Source organism: Pseudomonas sp. GM102 (assembly GCF_000282555.1).
GTDB lineage: Bacteria > Pseudomonadota > Gammaproteobacteria > Pseudomonadales > Pseudomonadaceae > Aquipseudomonas.
On the sequence record NZ_AKJB01000019.1, the window covers coordinates 1 to 23,930 of the forward strand.

At 59.1% G+C, this 23,930-nt stretch carries 20 protein-coding genes; 3 read left to right on the top strand and 17 right to left on the bottom strand.

Going from position 1 to position 23,930, the window contains the following annotated elements; all coding sequences use genetic code 11:
- From PMI18_RS24215 to PMI18_RS24205, 3 genes are all read left to right on the top strand, one after another.
- Nucleotides 1-563 (top strand): FUSC family protein (locus tag PMI18_RS24215; RefSeq protein ID WP_007896375.1); only part of this gene is annotated, 563 nt, incomplete at its 5' end.
- Entirely contained in the window at nt 553-753 is a 201-nt protein-coding gene (locus PMI18_RS24210; RefSeq protein ID WP_007896379.1) for a DUF1656 domain-containing protein, read from the top strand. The genes PMI18_RS24215 and PMI18_RS24210, both read left to right, overlap by 11 nt.
- Before the next feature lie 25 nt (nt 754-778).
- Nucleotides 779-1,642, top strand: a complete 864-nt coding sequence (locus PMI18_RS24205; RefSeq protein WP_007896380.1) for an efflux RND transporter periplasmic adaptor subunit — start codon at nt 779-781, stop codon at nt 1,640-1,642.
- A 55-nt stretch (nt 1,643-1,697) separates the two neighbouring features.
- On the opposite strand, the gene PMI18_RS24200 is transcribed toward PMI18_RS24205, so the two are convergent.
- The 17 genes from PMI18_RS24200 to yaaA form a co-directional block, all read right to left on the bottom strand.
- Nucleotides 1,698-2,984 carry a delta-60 repeat domain-containing protein gene (locus PMI18_RS24200; protein ID WP_007896381.1) on the bottom strand — a complete coding sequence of 429 codons (1,287 nt, stop codon included), beginning with the start codon at nt 2,982-2,984 and terminating at the stop codon, nt 1,698-1,700.
- Between the two features lie 231 nt (nt 2,985-3,215).
- Nucleotides 3,216-3,632: a hypothetical protein gene (locus tag PMI18_RS24195; protein ID WP_007896382.1), complete on the bottom strand. Its 417-nt coding sequence runs from the start codon at nt 3,630-3,632 to the stop codon at nt 3,216-3,218.
- Between the two features lie 136 nt (nt 3,633-3,768).
- Complete coding sequence (locus tag PMI18_RS24190) at nt 3,769-4,593, bottom strand: SDR family oxidoreductase (RefSeq protein WP_007896383.1); 825 nt, start codon at nt 4,591-4,593, stop codon at nt 3,769-3,771.
- Between the two features lie 31 nt (nt 4,594-4,624).
- Complete coding sequence (locus tag PMI18_RS24185) at nt 4,625-5,089, bottom strand: hypothetical protein (protein ID WP_007896384.1); 465 nt, start codon at nt 5,087-5,089, stop codon at nt 4,625-4,627.
- A gap of 290 nt (nt 5,090-5,379) precedes the next feature.
- On the bottom strand, nt 5,380-6,831 hold the full coding sequence (locus PMI18_RS24180; protein WP_007896385.1) for a mannose-1-phosphate guanylyltransferase/mannose-6-phosphate isomerase: 1,452 nt from the start codon (nt 6,829-6,831) through the stop codon (nt 5,380-5,382).
- A gap of 208 nt (nt 6,832-7,039) precedes the next feature.
- Nucleotides 7,040-7,693 carry an alginate O-acetyltransferase AlgF gene (locus PMI18_RS24175; protein WP_007896386.1) on the bottom strand — a complete coding sequence of 218 codons (654 nt, stop codon included), beginning with the start codon at nt 7,691-7,693 and terminating at the stop codon, nt 7,040-7,042.
- Nucleotides 7,694-7,707: 14 nt separating this feature from the next.
- A complete protein-coding gene (locus PMI18_RS24170; RefSeq protein WP_007896387.1) occupies nt 7,708-8,883 on the bottom strand; it encodes an alginate O-acetyltransferase in 1,176 nt (391 codons plus the stop codon).
- Nucleotides 8,884-8,894: 11 nt separating this feature from the next.
- Nucleotides 8,895-10,460, bottom strand: a complete 1,566-nt coding sequence (locus PMI18_RS24165) for an MBOAT family O-acyltransferase (protein WP_007896388.1) — start codon at nt 10,458-10,460, stop codon at nt 8,895-8,897.
- Nucleotides 10,461-10,668: 208 nt separating this feature from the next.
- Entirely contained in the window at nt 10,669-11,802 is a 1,134-nt protein-coding gene (locus PMI18_RS24160) for a mannuronate-specific alginate lyase (protein WP_007896389.1), read from the bottom strand.
- Nucleotides 11,803-11,813: 11 nt separating this feature from the next.
- The gene (locus PMI18_RS24155) at nt 11,814-13,274 is read right to left on the bottom strand and encodes an alginate O-acetyltransferase (RefSeq protein ID WP_007896390.1); all 1,461 of its coding nucleotides are present in this window, start codon (nt 13,272-13,274) and stop codon (nt 11,814-11,816) included.
- Between the two features lie 10 nt (nt 13,275-13,284).
- Entirely contained in the window at nt 13,285-14,874 is a 1,590-nt protein-coding gene (algG, locus tag PMI18_RS24150) for a mannuronan 5-epimerase AlgG (protein ID WP_007896391.1), read from the bottom strand.
- Between the two features lie 26 nt (nt 14,875-14,900).
- Nucleotides 14,901-16,388 carry an alginate export family protein gene (locus PMI18_RS24145; RefSeq protein WP_007896392.1) on the bottom strand — a complete coding sequence of 496 codons (1,488 nt, stop codon included), beginning with the start codon at nt 16,386-16,388 and terminating at the stop codon, nt 14,901-14,903.
- Complete coding sequence (algK, locus tag PMI18_RS24140) at nt 16,385-17,890, bottom strand: alginate biosynthesis TPR repeat lipoprotein AlgK (RefSeq protein ID WP_007896393.1); 1,506 nt, start codon at nt 17,888-17,890, stop codon at nt 16,385-16,387. The genes PMI18_RS24145 and algK overlap by 4 nt, the downstream gene beginning before the upstream one ends.
- Before the next feature lie 15 nt (nt 17,891-17,905).
- The gene (locus PMI18_RS24135; protein WP_007896394.1) at nt 17,906-19,075 is read right to left on the bottom strand and encodes an alginate biosynthesis protein Alg44; all 1,170 of its coding nucleotides are present in this window, start codon (nt 19,073-19,075) and stop codon (nt 17,906-17,908) included.
- A 35-nt stretch (nt 19,076-19,110) separates the two neighbouring features.
- The gene (alg8, locus tag PMI18_RS24130; RefSeq protein ID WP_429378078.1) at nt 19,111-20,592 is read right to left on the bottom strand and encodes a mannuronan synthase; all 1,482 of its coding nucleotides are present in this window, start codon (nt 20,590-20,592) and stop codon (nt 19,111-19,113) included.
- Between the two features lie 183 nt (nt 20,593-20,775).
- Nucleotides 20,776-22,092, bottom strand: coding sequence for a nucleotide sugar dehydrogenase (locus tag PMI18_RS24125; RefSeq protein WP_007896396.1), 1,317 nt, complete (start codon nt 22,090-22,092; stop codon nt 20,776-20,778).
- An 819-nt stretch (nt 22,093-22,911) separates the two neighbouring features.
- Entirely contained in the window at nt 22,912-23,691 is a 780-nt protein-coding gene (gene yaaA / locus PMI18_RS24120; protein ID WP_007896400.1) for a peroxide stress protein YaaA, read from the bottom strand.
- Between the last annotated feature and the right edge of the window lie 239 nt (nt 23,692-23,930).

The following is a 23,930-nucleotide window of genomic DNA, read 5'->3' on the forward strand; positions in this document are numbered from 1 at the left end:
CCACCAGCCGCTGGTTGTGGCGGCGGCTGGAGCAGGATTTGCGCGGGCAAGTGGTGTATGCCATCAGCGGCAAACTCAAGGGCTTGGCGTCGAGTTTCGAAAGTCGCACCCGCGATCTTTTGCATCAGGCTTACGGTCTGGCAGCGGGACAGCCGCAGGTGCAGCGGGATTTGCTGCACTGGATGTTCGTGGTGCTGGAAGTCGGCCACGCGATCATCGAGTTGCGCAAGGAACAGGCGATTCTGCCGGTGCACCCGGCCTATGCCGAATCCCAGCCGTGGCGCCAGTCAATCCGGGCGATGGGGCGTTCGCTGGTGCGACTGTTTCTGCAACCCGGCCCGAGCAATCTGCAGCGTGCGCTGGTCGCGGTCGACCACGCGATCAGCCGCGTGCAGGCCACCGACGAACCCTTCGCGCCGCACTTCGACACCTCCGCCCTGCGCCGGGTGAAGAGCTACCTGCACTTCATCCGCACCTCGCTGCTCGACCCGCAATCGCCACTGGCCGGCTACATAAAAGCTAGTGCCATCACCAAGCCCAAAGGACTTGAACATGCCTCGTGAAATCGCCTTCCACGGCGTGTACATGCCGACCATGACCCTGATGTTTTTCATTGCCGCGGCGCTGGCCTGGGCGCTGGATCGGTTCCTGTCCGGGTTCGATCTGTATCGCTTCTTCTGGCACCCGGCGCTGCTGCGCCTGAGTCTGTTTACTTGTCTGTTCGGCGCCCTGGCGCTGACTGTTTACCGTTGACTTTCTATCACTGAAGAAGGCCCTGATGAAAAAGCTTTTCAGCCTGCTCGCGACCCTGTTGGTGTTGGCCCTCGCCCTGTGGATCGGTCGGACCCTGTGGGTGCATTACATGAACACACCCTGGACCCGCGACGGCCGGGTGCGCGCCGACATCATCAACGTTGCCGCCGACGTTACCGGTGAAGTGGTGGACGTGCCAGTGCGCGACAATCAGCTAGTTAAGAAGGGCGATTTGCTGATGCGCATCGACCCCGAGCATTACCGCATCGCGGTGAAACAGGCGCAGTCGCTGGTGGCCTCGCGCAAAGCCACGTGGGAGATGCGCAAGGTCAACGCCCATCGCCGCGCCGACCTCGACAACCTGGTGATCTCCAGGGAAAACCGCGACGACGCCACCAACATCGCCGACTCGGCCCTGGCCGATTACCAGCACGCCCAGGCACAACTGGAAGCGGCCGAACTGAACCTCAAACGCACCGAAGTGCGTGCGGCGGTGGACGGCTACGTCACCAACCTCAACGTCCATCGCGGCGACTACGCACGCATCGGCGAAGCGAAAATGGCTGTGGTCGACATGAACTCGTTCTGGGTTTATGGCTTCTTCGAAGAAACCAAATTGCCCCGCGTGCGGGTCGGCGATAAGGCTGACATGCAGTTGATGAGTGGCGAAGTGCTCAAGGGGCACGTGGAGAGTATTTCGCGCGGCATCTATGACCGTGATAACCCGGAAAGTCGTGAACTGATTGCGGATGTGAACCCGACGTTTAACTGGGTGCGGCTCGCGCAACGGGTGCCGGTACGGATTCACATTGATGAGGTGCCGGGCGGGGTGCTGTTGGCGGCGGGGATTACGTGTACGGTGGTGGTGAAGCAGGCAAGCGATTTGTAAGCTGCGAACCGGACTCGCCCTCACCTCGGTGAAGGCGGGTGTCGGTTTTTGAGCTTCAGCTCAGGTATGCCCACAACACGCCAAGTCCACCACCGATTCCGCTGGTATTGCCGGCAAAAATAAACCTCGAATTACTTCGGGGCTGTAGAAGCGCAGGTTCAGCCGAGATGGCTGTGTCTTCTTCGATGTATCCATTGCAGCCGAAGTCTTTATCAACAGTGCCATTGCTCAGGAAGCGGGCGATATGCAGTTTTTTGTAACTGCCGACGACATTTATCCTCTCCGCGGCATCCAGAAAACCAGCCTGCCAATTGTCCCCGGTCTGTTCGTCAAACGCAGTCAGGACAGGTTTGCCCAAGTTGAACAGATGATCCGGAACACCGTCAGCCATCATTCTAATCAGCAACCCCTTCATGAGCTTCCCGGTGCGCCCACAATTGCCGAAGCCAATGAAACCGTTATTCGTTGTCTGAATCAGACCTTGTATAACGGTGTCTCCTTCCTCGACGTTCAACACGTAGGAACCTGGTGTTGCGGAAGCGCCGAATGTCTTGTCAGTACTGCCGTCACTATTGAGGCGAGCAAAGAACCCCTTCATGCCATCGGATTGTTTAACACATCCGGCTAACAGGATTTTCTCACCATTCTGGATATGCACGGCGTGAAGTGCTATCGCACGGTCAGTGTCATCGAGTCTGATATCAAGGCGACCGGTTTTGTTGAAACTGGTGTCCAACTGGCCTTTTAGGTTCACTCGATACAGGACGCCATGGGTTTTTTCGCTTCCCGAAGAACGGTAGGTCGCGCTGATGACAATTTTGTCGCCCTGGAAGGCGCAGTTACTGGAGTCGGGCACGAATACTTCGCCCGTTTGGTTTTGAAAAATCTGTCTGCCTTGCACTGCGAAGTCTTTGTCCAGATCACCCTGTTCAGTGAATCGGCAAACTACCAAGTGCGGTGGGGGCTCGTCGGAGTCTGCGTCCAGATGAGTCCAGCCCAGCATGTAAATCTTTGAGCCCTGCTCCAGTATCTTCCCGCCTGATGCGTCAAAAGGCGCTTTGAATTTTCCGTAGCTGAAGCCTTGGTCCGCGAATGTTGTATCAAGGCTTCCGTCTTCATTCAGGCGTGCCAGCCCGTAATAGGCCGAGTTGTACAAGGTGGCGGGATCGTCGTCATGGGACACGACGGCACCGACGATGATTTTGCCCGAGCCCAGTATGCAAAGGCCTTTGACGTGACGATCCGTGCCATTGATATGAGGTAGATTTGAGAGCGAGATCTTTCCTTTGTCGCCAAAGGTATCATCGCTGTCTCCGGCATGTTGACGGTTGAATGTATTCATTTTTTTGTCCAGTGAAGTCCATTTGGTGGGATGAGTCATGGTGGCGCCCAACGCTTTCTAGGTTGAAAACGGTTGTTGGGTATTCCATCGACATCACCGCACCGGTCGTCCACAGACTGATGGGCAAAGGGACTTCATGGAGACGAACACCCGCCGAATGAGTCTGGTCCGCTCATGCGACGGGTGTCTACTGTCAGATTTAACAGGTAGCGAGGATGGCTGGAGTTTTGCTCACGCGGCAGAGCGTGCACCATGGGTAACAAAAGTTTCGTGCAAATTCCGCCACAGCACCTGACCGGACGCCTGTTTTTCAAACACCACGGTCGAGCGCCGATCCGAGTGCAGGCCCGTTGCGTCAGTCTGCTGCTCGCGGTAACTCACCACTGCGCCACCGTCGTATAGCGCAACACCGCGCAACTCGCTGAGCTCAATCCTGAACCCGAGCTTTTTCCCGCCCGCCAGCAGAAACAATTCATTCAACGCCTCGAAATCCAGCACCCGGCCCAACGGCGAGATCATGGAAAACTGCGGTGAAAAACGCGTCAGCAATTGCTCAAGCTCGGACTCGTCTCGTTCCTCGGCCAACCATTGTTCGATGGCTATGTGAGCCTGGATCACTTCGTCAAAGTATTCGGTGTAGTCGGTCATGCTGTTTCCTGAAGTTCTGTGGTGTCTGTTCCGATGTGTTCGCGGGCAAGCCTCGCTCCTACAGGATGAGCGCCCTCTCAAAATGGGTGCATAACCCGTAGGAGCGAGGCTTGCCCGCGAAGGGGTCAACCCGGTCTCAAAGTTGCCCACGTAACCCGAACCGCTTCATCAACCCTGACTCCAACAACCCTTTGGGCAACAACCCCGCCATCAACGGCAACGCCCGGCTGCCATTGCCCAAGCGAATCAGGCGCGGTGGTTTGCTCTGCTGCACGGCTTTGAGCAAACCAGCGGCAAATTCGCTGGCCGGCGTCGGTTTGTCCTGAGACGCCTTGGCCCGTGCACGAATACCTTCGCGCAGAGGCCACCATGGCGACTGCTCGGTGATCAGTTGCTCAGCCTCATGCCCGGCATTCTTGGCGAAACTGGAGGCGATAGCCCCCGGCTGAACCTCCATCACCCGCACGCCGAACGGCGCCAGTTCCATGCGCAAGGCATCGCTCAAGGCGTGCACCGCCGCTTTCGACGCACAGTAAGCACCGGCAAACGGCGTGACCAAAACCCCGGACACGCTGCCGATGTTCACCACCAGGCCCCTGGCGCGACGCAGCACCGGGAACATCGCGCGAGTCACGCCAACGATCGCAAACACGTTGGTTTCGAATTGCCGCTGCATGGCCGGCACACCGCCATCGAGCAGGGGGCCCATGGCGCCATAGCCGGCGTTGTTGATCAGCACATCAAGGCCGCCGCGTTGCTGATTGATCCGCTCGCTCAGCTGTTCGAGGGCCGGGCCATCGTTCACGTCCAGTTGCACGGCAGTGAACCCGGCGGCGGTGAGCGCGGCGACGTCTTCAGCCTTGCGGGCGCTGGCCCAGACTTCGTAACCGGCACTTTTGAAGGTGTCGGCAAGGGCGCGGCCAATGCCGCTGGAGCAACCGGTAATCAACGCAACGGGCATGGCGCGGTCCTTGTGCAAAAAAAGGGGTGGATCAGTCGGAGAAACTACCCTGCAAACGCTCGGCGCGAAACTCCAGGGTTTGCGGGCGATAACCGGGGCGCAGGGGCGGCATAGGCAAGCAGTCTTCCCAATTGCCTCCGGCCTGCAATTCGCCGGGGCCGCGATAACGCGGCGCGGCGTATTGATTGTCAGCCAGATTGACCGTATCGCCCGGTGCATAAGCAGCGACGCGCCAGCGCAGTTCGGTCAGCGGCACGTCGTTGCCGTTGTTCATCGTCAGCTTCAAGGGGCGATCGGCCGGGCAGTGCTCGGGCGCGTAGGTTATACGCAGCTCAAGGCGCGCCAGTTGCTTGACCTCGCGGGTGTCCAGCCAGAACACCCACACCGCCACCAGACCCAATCCGAAGGCGGCGGCCATGGACACCGGCACGGCTTTGGACGGGTAGCGCAGCAGCAGGATCAGCCAGGTGATGACCAGCAGGACGCCGATGAACATGACGCGAAACCTCGGGAAGGGAAAGAGCATCCTACCTAAGCGTAGGTGGAATTGGCGATGGGCTGGATGTTGATGGTGGATTTGAGAACGCTTTCGCGGGCAAGCCCGCTCCCACAGTGGCTTCGGTTGTTCGCAGATGTTGTGGATATCAGAGAACCTGTGGGAGCGGGCTTGCCCGCGAAGAGGCCGGTAAAGGCACTGCAAAAATTGGCAAAAAAAGCCCCCGCCCAACCCACTGCGGATAGGGACGCAGCGGGCTGGACGGGGGCTTTTTATTTTTTACCGGTCAATCACTGCGCGATGGTTTTCACCGACACGCCGCGCTCGATCGGGGTGGAGCGACCGTAGATATCTTCAAACCGCTCGATATCGTCTTCACCCAGATAGCTGCCCGATTGCACTTCGATGATCTCGAGCGGAATCTTGCCCGGGTTGCGCAGACGGTGAACCGAGGCGATCGGGATGTAGGTCGACTGGTTTTCAGTGAGCAGGAACACGTTTTCGTCGCAGGTCACTTCAGCAGTGCCGCTGACGACGATCCAGTGTTCGGCGCGGTGGTGGTGCATCTGCAGCGACAGGCACGCGCCCGGCTTGACCGAGATGCGCTTGACCTGGAAGCGGCCGCCCATGTCGACCGAGTCGTAGGAGCCCCACGGACGATAGACTTCGCAATGGGTCTGGGTTTCGCTGCGGCCCTGCGCGTTGAGGGTATTGACCATCTGTTTGACGCCTTGGACCTTGTCCTTGTGGGCGATCATCATGGCGTCCTTGGTTTCGACGACCACGATGTTTTCCAGGCCGATCACCGACACCAGTTTGCCGTTGCCGTGGATCATGCAGTTTTTGCTGTCCTGGATGACCACGTCGCCTTTGGTGACGTTACCGTTGGCGTCTTTTGCATTGACCTCCCACAGCGACGACCAGCACCCGACATCGCTCCAGCCTGCGGTCAGCGGTACCACGCAAGCGCGCTGGGTTTTTTCCATCACCGAATAGTCGATGGAATTGTCCGGGCAGCAGGCGAAGGTGGCGGCGTCGATGTCGACGGTGTCGGCATCCTGGGCGCTACGTTCCAGCGTCAGCATGCAGGTGTCGTAGATATCTGGATCGTGTTTTTTCAGTTCTTCGAGGAAACGGCTGGCGCGGAACAGGAACATGCCGCTGTTCCAGAAGTAACCACCGGACTGGACGAATTCGGTGGCGCGTTTCACGTCGGGTTTTTCGACGAAGTGCGAGACACGGCTGACGCCTTCCGGCAGCAGGGCATCGTTGGTGGATTTGATGTAGCCGTAACCGGTTTCCGGTTTGGTCGCCGGCACGCCGAACAGCACCATCTCGCCACGCTCGGCTGCCACAGTGGCCAGGGCCAGGGCGCGTTGCAGGGCTTTCTGGTCTTCCAGCACGTGGTCGGCCGGCAGCACCAGCATCAACTCGTCGCGACCTTCATTGACCAGCATCATCGCGGTCAGGGCCACGGCCGGCGCGGTGTTGCGGCCGAAGGGTTCCATCAGGACGCGCTGCACGTCCAGGTTGCGGGCGCCCAGTTGCTCGTTGACGATGAAACGGTGTTCCTTGTTGCAGACCACGATCGGGGTGTCCATGCCTTCGAACACCAGGCGTTCCAGGGTTTGCTGGAACAGCGTGTGTTCGCCGGTCAGGGCGAGGAATTGCTTGGGGAATTGCTTGCGCGAAAGCGGCCAAAGACGTGAGCCGCTACCACCTGACAAGATCACCGGAATCATGTTGTTACTCCTTCAAAATCGATTGGTTAGAGCTACTGCGTTCTGTCGTTTCACTCTTGTTCTTGTTCCGTGTCCGAATTGACACCTCGGTCCTCTGTGGGAGCTGGCTTGCCTGCGATGGCATCACCTCGGAGTATCTGTTGCACCGAGTTGTCTGCATCGCGGGCAAGCCCGCTCCCACAAGGGGAGCGTCAATTCAGAGAATTAATCAGCGCGTCGACACCGGGCGCTTGACCCACACTGGCGACAGGCTGCTGCCACTGCCGGTGACGTACAGCACCGCGGCTTCGCCTCGTTCCAGGGCAACCGGTTTCACGTCGCCGACTTTGGTGGCGCCGTCGTACAGTGCCAGGCTGACTTTCACCGGGTTGATTTCACGCTCGCCACGGCCTTTGGCCGCCACGGACGGGACCACCTCGGTCTTGCCGTCGGCGGTTTTCAGGGTCAGGGCCTTGTCGCTGAGGTTCTGCACGCGTACCAGGGATTTCTGTTTGTTCTTGAACGGCGGCTCTTCGATCAGTTGCGGCGCGCCGCTGGCGTTGTTGACCAGGGTGTAATAGTGGTCGCCGGCCAGTTTCACCGGCAGGCTCTGGCTGCCGACCTTGGCGCTGTAATCGCCGCCCGGCATGAAGCTGAAGTCTGTGCTGGACAGCGGCGCGACTTCGTTCAGGTTGGTGGTGCCAACGGTGGCGCTGACTTCAGCGTTACCGGCGTTGTAGACCCGCACGAAACTGGAGCCTTTCGGTGCGGTCGGGCCATAGAGCGCGGCGTCACCGGCGAAGGCCTGCAAGGACAATACGCTCATGCCAGCGACGAGAGCAAAGGTCTTAGCGAGACGGCGAGGAGTAGTAGTGAAAGTCATGGTGTACCTCTCTTTCAGTTTTGCGCCCGGTCGGGCGTCTCGGATTTAGTGTTTGCAGCTACGTTTTGTTGGCGTGCGCCGGCTTGTTTAAGCTCTGCGACCCACTGCGGGTCGGCGTCACCGATTTCGTTGTTCACAGGCAGATATCGTTCAGGGAACTCCCAGATCAGCACTTGTGGCGGGCTGTTCTTGAAAGCATCGCTTTTCAGGTAGCTGAGCATCGGCAGAATCGGGCCATGGCCGTCTTCGGCGTAATTGACCACGTCGCTGTGCAACGCTTCTTTCAGCGCACCGACGAAGTTCCAGTTCGGGTTGGCGCTGTAGCTGGTGCCAATCAGGGCCACCGGCACTTCAGTGTTGGCGAACAGAGCGTCATCACCGGCAGGCTGATCCTGGGCCGCCACGGTGTTGCGCTTCTGCAAAGGCTCTTGCGCCGGCATCAGGTTTTCGAACAGAGGGTCCAGCGGCAGGAACAACCGCAGGTCGCCCTTGTGCGTCACCTTCTCCGCAGGTTCGGTGACGAAGTTTTGCGGTTCGCCGCTGAGCGGAGCCTTGTCGGCAATGGTTTTGGCCAGGGTCTGGGCAGCGACTTGCGCGCCTTCCGGGGTCCAGTGGGTGTCGGTGCGCAGGAACACTTGCTGACCGTCTTGCTTGGCCTTTTGCATTGGGCCTAGCAGGTCGGGGGCGAGGATCTTGTCGGCCGCCACACGAGCGTGGAAGTCCTTGTACAGATTGGCGTGGATACTTGCCGGCTTCTCTTCACCCAGGTGTTCCGGGTACAGACGCGTCTTGGCCGGGACAATCGCCATCACCAGTTGCACACCTTGTTTTTTCAAGGTCTGGCGCACGCCTTCGACCAGCGCGTAGTTGCCCTGCAGGTTCAACTCTTCGTTGACGATCGGGTGGAACTCTTCATCGCTGAAGAGCCACTGATCGCGACCGAGCACCACGCCCGGGCGCCCTTCATTGAACAGTTTGAAATCCAGCGCGGCCCAAAGGTTGGTGCCCAGGCGCTTGATCGGGAACTCGTCGTCGTAGTGCGTTTCGACGGCTTTGCTCCAGCGACCGTTGAGCACGGTCGCATCGGCGTTGGTACTGAAGCCGAAGAAGCTGCGTACCGACCACACGCCCAGGACCAGCAAGGTCACCAGGAACAGGGCAATGTAGAAGATGCGTAATGAGCGGGTCATAGTCAGATCCCTCAGAACTGGAAGTAAAGGAACGGCGAGAAGCTTTGCGCCGAGAGTTTGAGAATCGAGGCGATGAACAGCAGCAGTACGACGGCGCGCATCACGTAACGGGACCAGTCAGCGGTCCAGTAGGCCGGTTGCACAGTCGCTTCAACGCCGACGGTGTAACCCGGTTCGTGGATGCTGCCCGGGTTGTCGCCCGGTACGGCTTTGATCAAACCTGGCTGAGCAGCGGCCGGGCCATCGGTCTCGGTGTTTGCCGCAGGCGTGGTCTTGACCGGTGGCCGGTTGGTGTAGAAATCACGCAGACCGAAGAACGCCAGGGTTGCGTAAGCCACCACCAGGGTTGCCACTTGCAGACCGGTGAGGCTGGCCTGGTTGAGTTCCGACAACGACCATTCGCCGAAGCTGAACATGGCGCCGTACATACGACCGGCGACGTGCAGGTTCTCTGCGCGGAAGATCACCCAACCCATCACCACCAGCAGGAAGGTCAGCGCCCAACGGACCGGGTTGAAGCTGCGCGGCGAAGTGTTCAGGCCAAGGGCTTTTTCGATTGCCAGCCACATGCCGTGCCAGGCACCCCAGACGATGTAGGTGATGTTCGCGCCGTGCCACAGACCACCGAGCAGCATGGTCAGGAACAGGTTGCGATAGGTCATCAGCGTGCCTTTACGGTTACCGCCTAGGGTGATGTACAGATAGTCACGCAACCAGGTCGACAGGCTGATGTGCCAGCGACGCCAGAACTCGGTGATCGACTGGCTGATGTACGGCTGTTTGAAGTTTTCCATGAAACGGAAACCCATCATCAAGCCCAGACCAATCGCCATGTCGCTGTAGCCGGAGAAGTCGAAGTACAACTGCGCGGTGTAGGCCAGGGCGCCGAGCCAGGCGTCGCCCGTGGTCGGGTTCTGCAAGGCGAAGCAATGGTCGGCCACCACCGCCAGGGTGTCGGCGATAAAGACCTTCTTGATGAAGCCCTGCATGAACCGCGTGGCACCTTCGGAGAACTTGTCGAGGGTGTGGGTGCGGTTGTTGAACTGGTCGGCCAGGTCGCGGAAACGCAACACGGGGCCGGCAATCAAGTGCGGGAAGATCGCCACGAATGCGGCAAAGTCGATCAGGTTGCGGGTCGCCGGGGTATCACCACGGTAGACGTCGATGATGTAGCTGATGGACTCGAAGATGTAGAACGAGATCCCGATCGGCAACAGCACGTGGGTCAGGATGAACGGCGAAAGACCGACCGAGGTCATCATCGCGTTGATGCTGTCCACACCGAAGTTGGCGTACTTGAAGTAGCCGAGGATGCACAGGTCGACACCCACGCCCAGGAGCAGCCAGCGCTGGGCCGGTTTGGTCCGAACGCCTGCCGCACCAACCTTCAGGCCGATCCAGTAGTTCCACAGCGTGACGGCTGCGAACAGCGCAAGGAAGTCCACACGCCACCAGGCGTAGAACACGTAGCTGGCGATCAGCAGCAGCAAGTTGCGATAGCGTATCCCGCTCAAGTAGTACATGCCGAGAAAGATCGGCAAGAACAGAAACAGGAACACGTTGGATGAAAATACCATCCCGATCTCTCCATGTTTAACCAACAGTCAAGGGCCAAGGCCCCCCCAAACCCCCCATCAAAATCCTGGGTGGTTGCATTACATTTCAAACCGCCGCGATCCCTGTAGGAGCGAGGCTTGCCCGCGAAGGCCGTTATGCGGTGGAACTGATGAACCGTGTCATCGTTCTTCGCGGGCGAGCCTCGCTCCTACAGGGGTTGCGTGTGTCCTAAGAACCTTTTTTGCCTTTCTCGCTGGCCGGGTCGTAGACCTTGGTCAAATCCCCGCCGAGGCGGAAGGTCTTGAACGGCTGCATTTTGTGTTTCTGTGCCAGCACATCCGGCGTGCAGGTGTAGAGCGAGCAGAACGGTTCGAGCCAGGCGAATTTCGAATCGACCTTGAGGTCGGTCATGTCCTGCTCTTTACCGTTCTTCTCCTCGAATTCATCCGGGTCTTCCACGCCTGCAAGCACGCGATCACCCAGGCGTTTCAAGGCGCCGTTGTTTTCCTGGCGCAAATCGACACCGTTGACCTGAGCGAAACTGGCGATCATCGCCAGTGGCGGCAGGGCGTAGTTGTGATAGGCGAGGGCGCGTTGCTGGCGCTTGAGCTCGTTGGGCAGGAAGCCTTGGGCATCGACCTGATTGACGCCGACCTTGTATTCCTTGACGGCCCAATCGAACAGATCGCGGCGGTTGGTGGCGACCGACGTGGCCATCACCGACCAGGCGGCCCAGTACGAGTGGTTGTTGGTTTGCTCGAGCGGCAGGTTGTCCCAATCGCTGACCACCTGATCGGCCATTTTGCTGAACCAGGCTTCAATCACTTGCGCCTCTTGCTGGTGGTTGGCCAGCGGATGCGAGTCAGAAAACTTCAGGCGGATATAGGACGAAGCCATGCTGCCCAAGGCCCATTTGCGCATGGACTTGCCGGTGTGGTTGAAGTCCTTGGACATCAGTGCATCGGCCTTGGCCCAGGCGGTCAACCAATTCAGGGTGCATTCCAGTTGTGCAGGGTTACCGTCACGCATGAACTTCATCACCTGCTTGCTGGTGCTGCGTTCGATCTTGGTGATGTCGGCGGTGCTGTCGCGGAAGGCTTTTTCCGATGCCTCGTTCAGGGTCGAACGGGCCTTGTCGGAGCCTTCGTATTTGCTGCGAAATTGCAGGGCGCCGGTGTAGGGCGTCGGCATCGCGTCGCAGCCTTCACTCTTGTCGCCGGTTTTGACTTTTTCAATGGGCGCGAAGTAACCCTGGGGCGGACGAAGTGGCGCGGCAGCCTGGGTGGCGCCGGCGAACATCGCCAGCGTCAGCAGGGAGGGCGCGAGTATCTTTTTCAGCGTTCGGGTTTGCATGCAGTTCATAAGAGGTAGCCTCATTGCCCGGCTTGAGCGGTACGCTGCCCAGTGCCGGAGAACACGTTGCGTTTGCAGATTTTCGCTTCGACCTTCTGAGGCGTGGCACCTGGTTTTTCAGGTCCCTGGACTTCGACGGCCAGCAGATTTTGCGAGGCCCAGTCTTCGTCCGTGCGCAACTCGAAGGCGAAACGCCCGTCGGTTTCAGAGGTTTCCGGTTTGTCGATCTTGATGTCCTCGTGGCGCCCGTTCATGTACCAGAGGGTGGCTTGCAAGGTTTTCACCGAGGTGTCGGCGAAGCGGATGTCGACCTGGTGGCTGCTGTTGCGCAGGTCCAGGTTCTTGCTGTTGACCATCAATTCGTTTTTGCCCGGTTTCAACGTGGCGCTGGCGCTCATCTGTGCGTCTTTGCCTTCGCAACCGTTGTCCAGCAGCGCCATCATTTGGCGGTAGATGGTTTCCTGATCGAGGCGATAAAGCGGCGAGAATTCCCAGATGAGGATTTTCGGTGGTTTGGTCTGGAACTCTTCACTGCCCAGGTACTGCAGCATCGAACCTTCGAAGCCACCACCAGGGAATGCCACGTTGAGAATGTCGGCGCCGATGGCCTCTTCGAGGAAACCGGCGAAGTTGTAGTTCTTGCCACTGTGGCTGGTGCCGACCAGGGTAATTTCCGGATTGCCGGAATCACTGAACAGATCGCCATCGCCCGCTTCGCCTTTCGGCTCGGTGGTGAACTGATCCATGTACTGGATCGCGTAGCTGGTGCCACAGAGTTGACCAGCCATGTTGTGTAACGTTCCGGTCTTGCCCATGCGACCCGACTTATGGGTCTCGAATTCACGCTTGGGAACGTCGGCGAAGGCCGGCAATTGCTTGACCTTCTCGGCGACGATTTTCGCCGTGCGCTGGGCGCCATAAGGCGTCCAGTGTTGGTCGCCGCGGAAGTAAAAGTCGTGGGCTGGCAAGGTGTCGGGCAGCGATTCGTTGGTCAGTGGCGACAGGTCCGGGACCACGTAGCCCATCTGCGCGAAACGCCCGAGCATGGTTTTGTAATTCCTCAGCGCCTTGTCAAAGTCGTAGCTCGCCTTCTCGGCCGGGTTCAGCTTGTTGCGGTTCACCAGGCCGCGGGTCGGCTGGTAAACGATGACCAGTTCCACGCCTTTGCTCTTGAACGCATCGTGCAGTTGTTTCATGCGTTTGTAGCCAGCGGGTGTGGTGTCGAACTCGGTGCGCAAGTCTTCTTGCGTACGGAACAGCCAATCGCCCTGCGCCTGCACCAGTGTGGTGAAGTTCTGCTGATAGCGGGTGGTGTAGTTCTTCGGGTCGTGGGCTTCGGGGCAGAGATTGCAGCAATCGTCGGCCTTGAATTTCGGTGCGCTTACGCTGGCGGCATTATCGGCGCGAACACCGCCGCTGGCCGCGAGAATGCCAGCGGTCAGGGCCGACAGGCTGAGTAATTTGATCAAGTGTGGGTGCATAAAATTATCCTCAGTCCCGCATTTCGGTCTGGCGTTCGACAGGGTCGATCAGCACGGCTTTCTGCTGGCGCACCAGCAGGTCGAGAATTTCATCCTGGCGCTCGCCGAGGATCCCCGAGAAGCTGATGCCGCTGGATTTGGTCGGCGCGAGCATCGACACGCGATACAACTCCACGCTCAGCGGCGAGTCGATGGACAGCGGTCCGCTGCCATTGGCGGCCAGTTCACCGCCGACCACGATCAGCGACACCTGGGCGTCGAACGGATCGAGCTTGATGTCCCGGTCGGTGTCGGTCAGGTCTTTGATGTGCCCGTAGACACCGGTCAGGCCGTTGGCCATCGAGACGTTTTCGTATAGGCGAATGTTCACGCTGTTACGAATACGGATGCCGTGGCGTCGGTTGCTGATCACCTTGTTGCCCCACAACAGGTTGTCAGCACTCTCATAGAGAGTGATGCCATCGGTGTGGTTCTTGTAGATCTCGTTGTAGGCGATCAGGTTGTTCACACTGTTACGGTCGATCACCAGGCCCGAAAGCTTGTTGTCGTAGCTGCGGTTGTTGAAGATGAAGCTGTCGTTGACCTCACGGGAAATAATGATCCCGTGCTTCTTCTTGGTCCCGTACACCGTGTTGTCGGCGATGATCAGACCGTGGGAACGGTCATGGGGGTCAATGCCGTAGACGATGTTGTCTTTGTAGGTGTTGCCCTTGACTACGAAGTCGCGGGTTTCGTAGCAGTAGAAGCCGTACCACATGTCCGAGAACTCGGAGCCGACGATCCAGCCGGACGGTTCCGGGCGCTTGAGCACCTTGGCCATGTTCGGCGTGTATTGGGAAATACTCACGCCGTAGGACTTACTGTTGGCGTAACCGAAACTGGCTATCTTGCTGTTGGCAATGTACGTCTCGGTGCCACCCCAGGACAGCAGGAACGGACGGAACTCCTTGGGCGACTTGAAGGCCGACGGGCCGTTTGCCTTTTCGCTCCAACCGGTGATTTTGGTATCACGCACGAACAGCTGGCCGTCGTTGACCAGGAACGAACCGGCCTCTTGGGACAGGCGCAGTTCCTGGGTCTGCTTGTCGATTTCCAGAATGCCCTTGTTACCCACCACGATCGGCAACTTCGCCAGGAACACGCCCGGCGAGGTTTCGCTGAAGTACTGCTTGGGCAGCTTCTTCGCCAGGTCCTTGAGGTTCATGTAGCCATCGTCGATGAAGATCGCCTGCGGGATGCCATGCTGACGCACCACCCACTCGGCCATCTTGTTGTCGCCGCCGATGAAGTCCTTCAGGGCGTTTTCCTGCATCATCCGGCGCACGCTGATCTTGCCGGGTTTGGTGCGCACGACTTTCGCGGCGATGGCTTCGGCGGTGTAGCCAGAGGTGTCCGGCAGTGTCGGCTTGGCCAAGTCCAGCGGCGCGGTGGGCGCGCTGCTGACGGTGTAAGTCTTGGCCTGTTGCAGCCCCTTGGCCATGGTCGTCGGTTTTCCCGCTTGCACGGGCTTGGCCGGTTCGACGGCGGCGAAGGCGGCTGCGCTGGCGAGCAGCAGCGCGCCGGCCAGCAGGCTGATCGAGCCTTTCTTGGCGCTGTTCATGTCGGGCACTCCCTTCGCGGTTTGCATCAGAAGCGCCAGACCACGTCGACAAACGCGCGGTGCATGTACGAGTCGACTTCTTTGCCATACGCATCGCCGGGCTTGAACACACCGCCACGGAACCGTACCAGTGCCGAAGGCTCGTCGATCGACTGGCTCAACGCCGCCGGCAACAGGCCTTGCTTGAAGTACTTGGTGACCACCAGGTCCATTTCCTGACCGAGGTCTTTGTTGCCATCTTCCAGCGGCAGAGAGGTGCTGGAGAGGATGGCGCCGGTCACGTCGTCGGTGTTGTTTTCGACGGCGTTGATGCCGTTGCTGCCCACCGGCTTGTTGCCGTCCACGCGCCAGAACTTGTGGTAGATCAGACTGGCGTCGTATTCGTCGTTGAGCATCCACGAGCCGAACAGGGTAGCGGTCTGCATGTTGTTCATTTCGCCACGGAAGGCTTCGCCGAAACGGTGAACTCGCGAACGTGTACCGGTGTAGTTCGAGCGATTGCTTTCCAGGCCGGTCTGTTCGTACTCGGCGCTGGCACGGGCATAGGCCGCACCGACTTGCCACTGCGGATCGAGGCGCAGACGCAGGCCAATATCGGTGGCCCAGCCATTGAGGTCTTCACCGCGTTTGGCTTCGGTCGGACGCGTGCCATCGGCGTTCAGCGGGTTGACCGTGTCGGTGTCGCCGCTCATGCCGGTGATGCTGCCCCAGTAATTGACGGTGTTGGTATTGCGCCAGTTGTAGGCGTCGCTGTCGGCGGTGAGGCCGAGCCAGCTGATGTCACCGTTCTGTTTTTTATCCAGCGAATCGCCGGCCACGCCCGGCTCCGGGTAGTCGAGCTTGCCGTCATCGTGGGTGTGATGACCGCGAATGCCGACCCAGTTACCCGGCGACCATTGAGTGGCAACGTCGCCGAAAACGTGCAGACGATCCTCATCCTTGGGGGCCAGTTCTTTCAAGTCGGTGCGGTATTCGCTGAAGCGTTCGGCGATACCGACGTTAGCGCGCAACAGGGTGGTGTCGAAGGTCCAGTTCAGGGCTTCGATGTTGGTGTCGCGCCATTGGCCGTCGTCGTTGCGCAGGCGTTGGCGTCCGAGCTTGAGGATCTCGCCAGGGTAGGGCGTGAGGCCGCTGTAACCGACCCAGAACTCGCGCATCGCCAAGTAGTTCTTCTTGGTTTTGCGATCACCGTTGTCGGTGGTCTGGGTACCGTCGCTGTCGGACTGTTGCAGGGTGTCCGTTTCGATGATGTCGGTGGACGTCACGGCCTGGCCCATGGCGTAGGCGCTCCACGCGCCGCTTTCGCCGTACACCCATGGACGCAGGTCGAGGCCGACGCCAGAAACGTCGCCGCCGCTGGCAGTGCCCAGGTCACGGTCGTCTTCGGACTGGCCGGTAATTTTGACTTCGAGGCCGAAGTTCTTGTCCTCGGTCAGGGCCGCCAGGGTCGGGCACGACCACAGCAGGGCGAATGTCAGGCCAATACCGGCCTTCACGAATGGATTGAGCTTCATAGGGATTCCTCGCCGTCTTCTTCTTGCAGGGCGTGCAGTTCCAGCGTGTCCGGACTCACGGCACTACGAATGGCCTGTTCTTGTTTCAACAGGCGTTGGGCCTCGGCCAGCCGGTCAGGCGGCAGTTGCGCTTCGATGGTTTGCGCAAGCTCATTGGCTTGTGGGGTGTTTTGAGCCTTCGCCAATTGGCTGAAGACATAAGCGTTGACCGGGTCGGGTCGGGTGCCCTTGCCTTGGGAGAACAGTTGGGCAATGGCGAAATCGGCGCTGTTCTGGCCGTTACGCGCAGCGGTCAGCAGATGATCCAGGGCTTTTTGCGGATAGACCTTGCCCAGGTAACCACGACGGTAAATCTGGCCGAGGTAGTAATCGGCGGCGACTTCCCGGCCGACGGCTTTCTTGAAGTGCTCTTCGGCGACCTTGGCGTCGGCCGGCACCATTTTGCCTTCGAAGTAGAGCTTGCCCAGCAACAGTTCGGCACGCGGCTGGTCGGCGGCGCGGCCGTTGTCCAGGTACTTCATCATGGCGTCGACATCACCCAGTTCCGGGAAGTCGTAGAGCAATTGCGCCAGGCTGACCCAGGACGCCGGGTAGCCAGGTGCGATGCCTTCGAGCAGCGACTGAGCGGTTTTTTCGTCGGTCTTGCCCAGGCTCGCATCGCCCAGCACACGGGCCACACTGTCCACTCGTTGCGCAGAAACGACGCCACGGCTGTGACCCGCCTGCATCTGCTTGATCAGTTCAGCCTGTTGCTCTGGCTGGCCGCGTTTCTGATAGACCGTGGCCAGTTCGACGTAGCAGATGTCGGTGGTGTTCAACGCGGCTTTGCAGATTTTTTCCACGTCATCCAGATGCTGGTCGTAAGTGCCCTGGGTGCGATAGAGCAGCACTTGCGCCAGACCGGCTTCCGGTTTGCCTTCGGCGCGCCATTGGCTGATCTGCTTCTGTGCGTTGACGTTCGGGAAACTGTGCGGATATTGCAGGTACAGCATCGCCAGCGGGATCAGGGTGTTGCCTTCGCCATTGGCCGAGGCTTTCTTCAACAGCGCTTCGGCTTCGTGATGTTCGGCTTCGCTGGCACCGGGTTTGGCCACCAGCAGACGACCCAGGCGAGCCTGAGCCCGCGGCGAGACGCTGGCCGCGGCACGGTAAGTCGCCTCGGCCTTTTTGATTTGCGCCGGGTCACGGCTGTCGACTTGCAGATCGGCCAGGCCGACCTGAGCTTCGCTGTAACCCAGGTCTGCCAGCTGCTGGTAGTTCTGCGCCGCCAGCGCGGTATCGCCGCGCTTGAGGGCTTCATTGGCCAGGCGCTGGTCGGGCAGGCCGGCGCAGCCGCTAAGGCTCACCGCTAACGCCAATGCACAAAACGCATAACCACTGTGGGAGCGGGCTTGCCCGCGATTCAGGCGGCTCGGTGTTTCAGAAAGACCGCATTGATCCAATCGCGGGCAAGCCCGCTCCCACAGGATTCGCGGCGTTTTCAAAAGACTGATGATCGTCACGGGCATGTCCTCTGTTTAAAGACCGGCGGCCATGGCTTTGTTGATCAGCCAGCTCAGGTTCGGGCCGCGAGTGCTGTTCACTTCCACCGGGCGACCGGCGAAGGCGCTGTCCAGCGGCTCGTCTGGTTTGATCTGCACGCGGATGTCGGACGACAGGTCGGCGCTTTTCAGGCTGGTGCTGCTGACGATCTTGCCGGTACGGGTTTGGTCTTCGCCGGCGATCTGGAAGCTGACCGAGGTGCCTGGACGCACGTCGCCGAACTGGCGATAGGTGAAGCGCGCTTCAACGTTGGCTTCGGTGTTGCGCGGCACCAGTTGGAAGATCACGTCGCCTTTGCTGGCGTACTGACCGTTGGCCACCAATTGCTGAGCCACGGTGCAATCGCACGGCGACGTCAGGGTGCCGGTCATTTGCTTGCCGAACAATTCTTCAACCTTGGACGGTTGCAGTTGACCTTCGTCCAGATGGCCCTTGAGTACGTCGAGCATGCTGGTGCTGAAGGTCGCCAGCGGTGCGCCTTTGGCGGCAACGCCATCAGCCTTGATCAGGCTCTGCACGGTGCCGTCGCGCGGCATGGTGATGTTCATGCCCTGCACGCTGACCAGGCCGGCCTGGGCGTGGCTGACGAAGTACATGCCGTACACCGATTTGAAAATGAAACCGAATGCCACCAGGCCGACCACAAAGATACCGGCGCTGAAGGTCACTGCTTTCAGACGGCCGAGCGGCGTCATGCCGTGCCCGCCATCCTTGACCTTGCGTGCCTTGGTGAAGTTGTCGCGCTGCAAGGTCGCCAGCATTTCACCGACGCTGACGATGTCGCCAGCCAGGTGCGAAGTGATCAGGTGGCGCAGGGTGGAAATGTCACGGGGTTCCAAATTCTGGAACTGGCAACCGGTGCGACCGGTCTGGCGATCCACGGAGCGGATTTGCAATTCCACGTCCATGGCCAGGCCGAGGTTATCGATCACGAATTGCAGGCGAGCCTTGTGCACATCGCCGACTTTCAGCGGCAGCTGACCGGCGTTGAACGCCAGGCCGCCAGCGGAAAGGTCGATGAGCCGGGCTTCAACCGGAGTCCGGTCAGGGCCGAAGAAACGCAGCTTGGCCGGGATTTTCACGCGAGCGTGTTGGCGCTGGGCTTCGGATTCGTGCACTACGTTGGAGTTGACGGCGGTATTCATATGGGCGATTTCCTAGTTAATTCAGGCGAGTTCGGTCAGACCATCAGCAGCAGCACGGCGACAAAAATGCTGCCGGCGGAGAAGGTCATGGTCCGAGACGACCAAGTGTTGAACCAACCTTGAAAGCTGGCGAGATCACGGGTCAGGGAAGTGGGCTGGCGACTCCAGGACTGTCGGTCGAGGCGGAAGAACACGTAGATCTTCACCAGCGCGCCGACGATCTGGTTGTAATAGAGAATCGCCGGGTAAGCCGGGCCGATCCGGTGACCGGAGCAGGACAGCAGCACGGTCAGGATCAGGCGAGTGATGCCGATCCACAGCAGGTAAACCAGGATGAACGCGCTGCCGTACTTGAAGGTGGCGAGGATGGCCACGGTCAGGCCCAGCAAGGACGTCCACATCGATACACGCTGATCGAACAGCACCACCGACGTGAACAGGCCGAGGCGTTTCATCCCCAGGCCCAGGGCGCGGGAGTTCTGCCGCAGGTTGTTGCCGTACCAGCGGAACATCAGTTTGCGACTGGCCTTGATGAAGCTCTTTTCCGGCGGGTGTTCCACGGTATGGATCGCGGCATCCGGCACGTAAAACGTGTCGTAGCCCAGACGCATCAAGCTGAACCAGCTCGACTTGTCGTCACCGGTCAGGAACTTGAAGCGGCCCAGGCGCCAGTGTTGCAGCGAGTCGCTTTCCACATCGGCGATGAAGTCCGGGTTGGTGACCACGGTGGCGCGGAATACCGACATCCGGCCGGTCATGGTCAACACGCGCTTGGACAGGGCCATGGAGCACATGTTGATGTGGCGCTGGGCGAATCGCAGTTTGTGCCATTCGCTCATGATGTAGCCGCCGCGTACTTCGCAGAACTCGTTGGTGGTCAGGCCGCCGACATTGCCGAACAGCTGGAACCACGGCACGGTCTTGAGCACGACGCCTTCGGCCAATACGGTGTCGCCATCGATCACGGCAACCACGGCGCGGTCGTCCGGCAGGTGGCGCGAGATGGCGCGGAAACCGTAGGCAAGGCCATCGCGTTTGCCGGTGCCAGGAATGCGCACGAAGTCGAGCTTGACCCGTGGCGGTGGGTTCATGCGTTTCCAGAGGCTCTTGACCAACAGCTCATCGGACATTTCGACGATTGAGCAGACCACGGTGGTCGGCAGTTCGCAGTCGATGGCCTCGCGGATTACCGAGCTGTAGACCTGAGCGGTGGTCAGGGCGTCGATACGGAAGCTGGTGACCATCAGAAATACATGGGACGGGTCTGCCGCTTTGCCCAGCTTGCGCACTTTGCGCCGCAGGTGCGGGTAGACCACGTACAGAAACAGCATGCCGCGCAGAAAGTGCGTGGCACCCATCGAGTAGCGCCAGATACCGACGATACCGATCAGGAAGATGAAGTCCTTCGACTCGGAGTCGAACGTGGACGCAGGCAACGCCATGGCGATGCCCATCAGTAAACTTAGGTAAAACAGCCAACCGGCGGCCTGAAGTAGGCCGTGCTTTAGCCTGTGCATAATCTGCATCCGTCTCGATCTCGGGCGAGCCTGTGGGGTGGCCCGATGGGGTTAAGGCAGGCGTAGAAAGCCAAGTCGATCTCATCAGACCTGTAGGAGCGAGGCTTGCCCGCGAAGGCGGCGTACCTGACACATCACGTCGCCTGGTTCGCCGGCAAGCCTGGCTCCTACGAGGAAGGTGTGTTACCAGCAGATGCCTTCAGTCCGGCCGCTCACGCTGGTGGCTTTGGACATGAAGCCAACCAGGTCGACCACTTGCTTACCGTGTGGAGCTTCCAGCGCCAGGGCGCGGAATTTCTCGTCACGGTTGCCGAGGATGATCACGTCGGAGTTTGCGATCACTTCGTCGAAGTTGGAGTTGAGCAAGGACGAGACGTGAGGAATCTTCGACTCGATGTAATCCTTGTTCGCACCGTGAACGCGGGCGTATTCGACGTTGCTGTCGTAGATGCTCAGGTCGTATCCCTTGCCGATCAGCATTTCCGCCAGATCAACCAGTGGGCTTTCGCGCAGGTCGTCGGTGCCGGCCTTGAAGCTCAGACCCAACAGGGCGACTTTGCGTTTGTCGTGGCTGGAGACGATGTCGAACGCGTTCTGCACCTGGGACTCGTTACTGCGCATCAGCGAGTTGAGCAGCGGTGCTTCCACGTCCAGGGAACCGGCGCGGTAGGTCAGGGCGCGGACGTCTTTAGGCAGGCAGGAGCCGCCGAACGCGAAACCAGGGCGCATGTAGTACTGGGACAGGTTCAGTGTCTTGTCCTGGCAGACGACTTCCATCACTTCGCGACCGTCGACACCGACTGCTTTGGCGATGTTGCCGATCTCGTTGGCGAAGGTCACCTTGGTGGCGTGCCACACGTTGCAGGTGTACTTGATCATCTCGGCAACGGCGATGTCCTTGCGGATGATCGGCGCGTCGAGCTCTTCGTACAGCGATTGCAGAACGTCGCCCGAGGCCTTGTCGAACTCGCCGATAACGGTCATTGGCGGCAGATCGTAATCGGCAATCGCGGTGCTTTCACGCAGGAACTCAGGGTTGACCGCTACGCCGAAGTCGACGCCGGCTTTTTTGCCGGAGCAGTCTTCGAGGATCGGGATCACCACGTTTGCCACGGTGCCCGGCAGGACGGTGCTGCGAACCACGATGGTGTGGCGGGTGGTCTTGTCACGCAGGACAAAACCGATCTCGCGGCACACGGCTTCGATGTAGTTCAGTTCCAGGTCGCCGTTCTTCTTGCTCGGCGTACCGACGCAGATCATCGACAGGTCGGTGTCGCGAATCGCCTCGGCGAAGTTGGTCGTGCCGCGCAATTTGCCCGTCTCGATACCCTGCTTCAGAAGTTCGCCCAGACCCGGTTCAACGATAGGCGATTTGCCGGCGTTGATCATATCGATTTTGTCTTTGGCAACATCGACGCCAACGACGTCATGGCCCCGTGCAGACAGGCAACCGGCACATACTGCGCCGACGTAACCCAAACCAAATATGCTGATGCGCATCGCAATTACCTCTGTATTTATCAAGCCATTACATGGCCGGAGTTAATGGTGTTCAGCGGTCATAGTGCACTCGCAAGTGCGACTTAAAGGCGCCACAATGCCGTGGGCAGGCATACTAAGTTCCGAGTGTCTAAATAAATGCACTCAAGATGTGCGCAGCCAGGCCTTATTGTTATGACGTGCCCTGTTATGCAGCCGACCCTCTAGTCAGAGGACGTTCGTGCAAAGGTCTTGCGCGCTCAATGCCAGGCCTGAAAGCCCGTAAATCAAGCGGTTGGGTGCTCAGGTGAGCACGTTTATAGGGGCGCAGCCGTGGCCTTGTAGGGGATAGTAATGGTGCGTTATCTCCTGTCCTTCATGTATTGCCCAAATAAGGGATCAGTAAGCTCAAGTAAGTGTGACAACTTCGCTACATCGATCTCTTGTCTGTGTAAGTTATCTCGCACAATCACCGAGAGAATCGTTACCGGTGGTATGAGCGGCGCATTTGGACATAGTTCCTGTCCGCCCATCGCGAATTATGAAATTTCTTGAAATATTGAAAAAGATGGCACTGCTTTCATATTGATAGCACTTGCCGTTTGGCCCTTTATATATGGGGCGATTGTCGCTATGGATATGTTTTTGCCACTACGAGTAAAAATTTTCAGTGCCACTACTGAAAAAAATGCTCAATGTCGAGTGAAACTAAAGTTAGAAATTGGAGTGCTTGAATATTGGCGCCAATAAAACGGCGAAAGGGAGGGAGTTGTTCGACGATTAAAGGGGGCGCGCACGACGAAGTAATGGGTGTCGTGCGCTGACTTAGTGCAGGCTCCATTACTCCGGTGGGTGATCGCGCAGGAACACTAGATTGTCCGGTTTAGACTGTTCGGCGCTGTAGCGATAACCCTGAACGTCGAACTGCTTGAGAGCGGCCGGGTCATTGATGCGTTCTTCGATGACGAAGCGACTCATCATCCCGCGGGCCTTTTTCGCGTAGAAGCTGATGATTTTGTACTGGCCGTTCTTCAGATCCTTGAACTCGGTATTGATGATGCGCGCGTTCAAGGCACTGCGTTTGACCGCCGAGAAGTACTCGTTGGAGGCCAGGTTCAGCAGCACGTCGTCGCCTTGGTCGGCCAAGGCTTCGTTCAGCCATTCGCTGATCCGTGTACCCCAGAAGGCGTACAGGTCTTTGCCACGGGCATTGGCCAGTTTGGTGCCCATCTCCAGCCGATAGGGTTGCATCAGATCCAGGGGGCGTAGCAGGCCATACAGGCCGGAGAGCATGCGCAAGTGCTGCTGGGCGTAATCGAAATCGGCTTCGCTGAAAGTTTGTGCATTCAGGCCGGTGTACACATCGCCCTTGAATGCCAGCAACGCCTGCTTGGCGTTGGCAGGGGTGAAGGCCGGGGTCCAGCTACCGAAACGCGCGGCATTGAGACCGCCGATCTTGTCGGAGACGTGCATCAATTCGCTGATTTGCGCTGGCGTCAGGTCGCGCAGTTGCAGGATCAGTTCCTGGGAATGGTCGAGGTATTGCGGTTGAGTGAAGCGCTGGGTCGCCGGGGGTGTTTCGTAATCGAGGGTCTTGGCGGGGGAAATCACCATCAGCATGAAGTCGTCTCCTTTAATCGTGGCGGCGATTCTAGGGGGTTGTCCTTGTTGACTCCAGCTATCAAGGCCATAGGTGATCGGTAGCTGTGTACAAAACCTGTAGGAGCGAGGCTTGCCCGCGAAGGCGGTGTATCAGTCGGCATCATCGGTAACTGGCACACCGCCTTCGCGGGCAAGCCTCGCTCCTACGGGAGATCGGTGCTGCTGCGGGAATGTGAGCGGGATCAGCTATAGTGCCG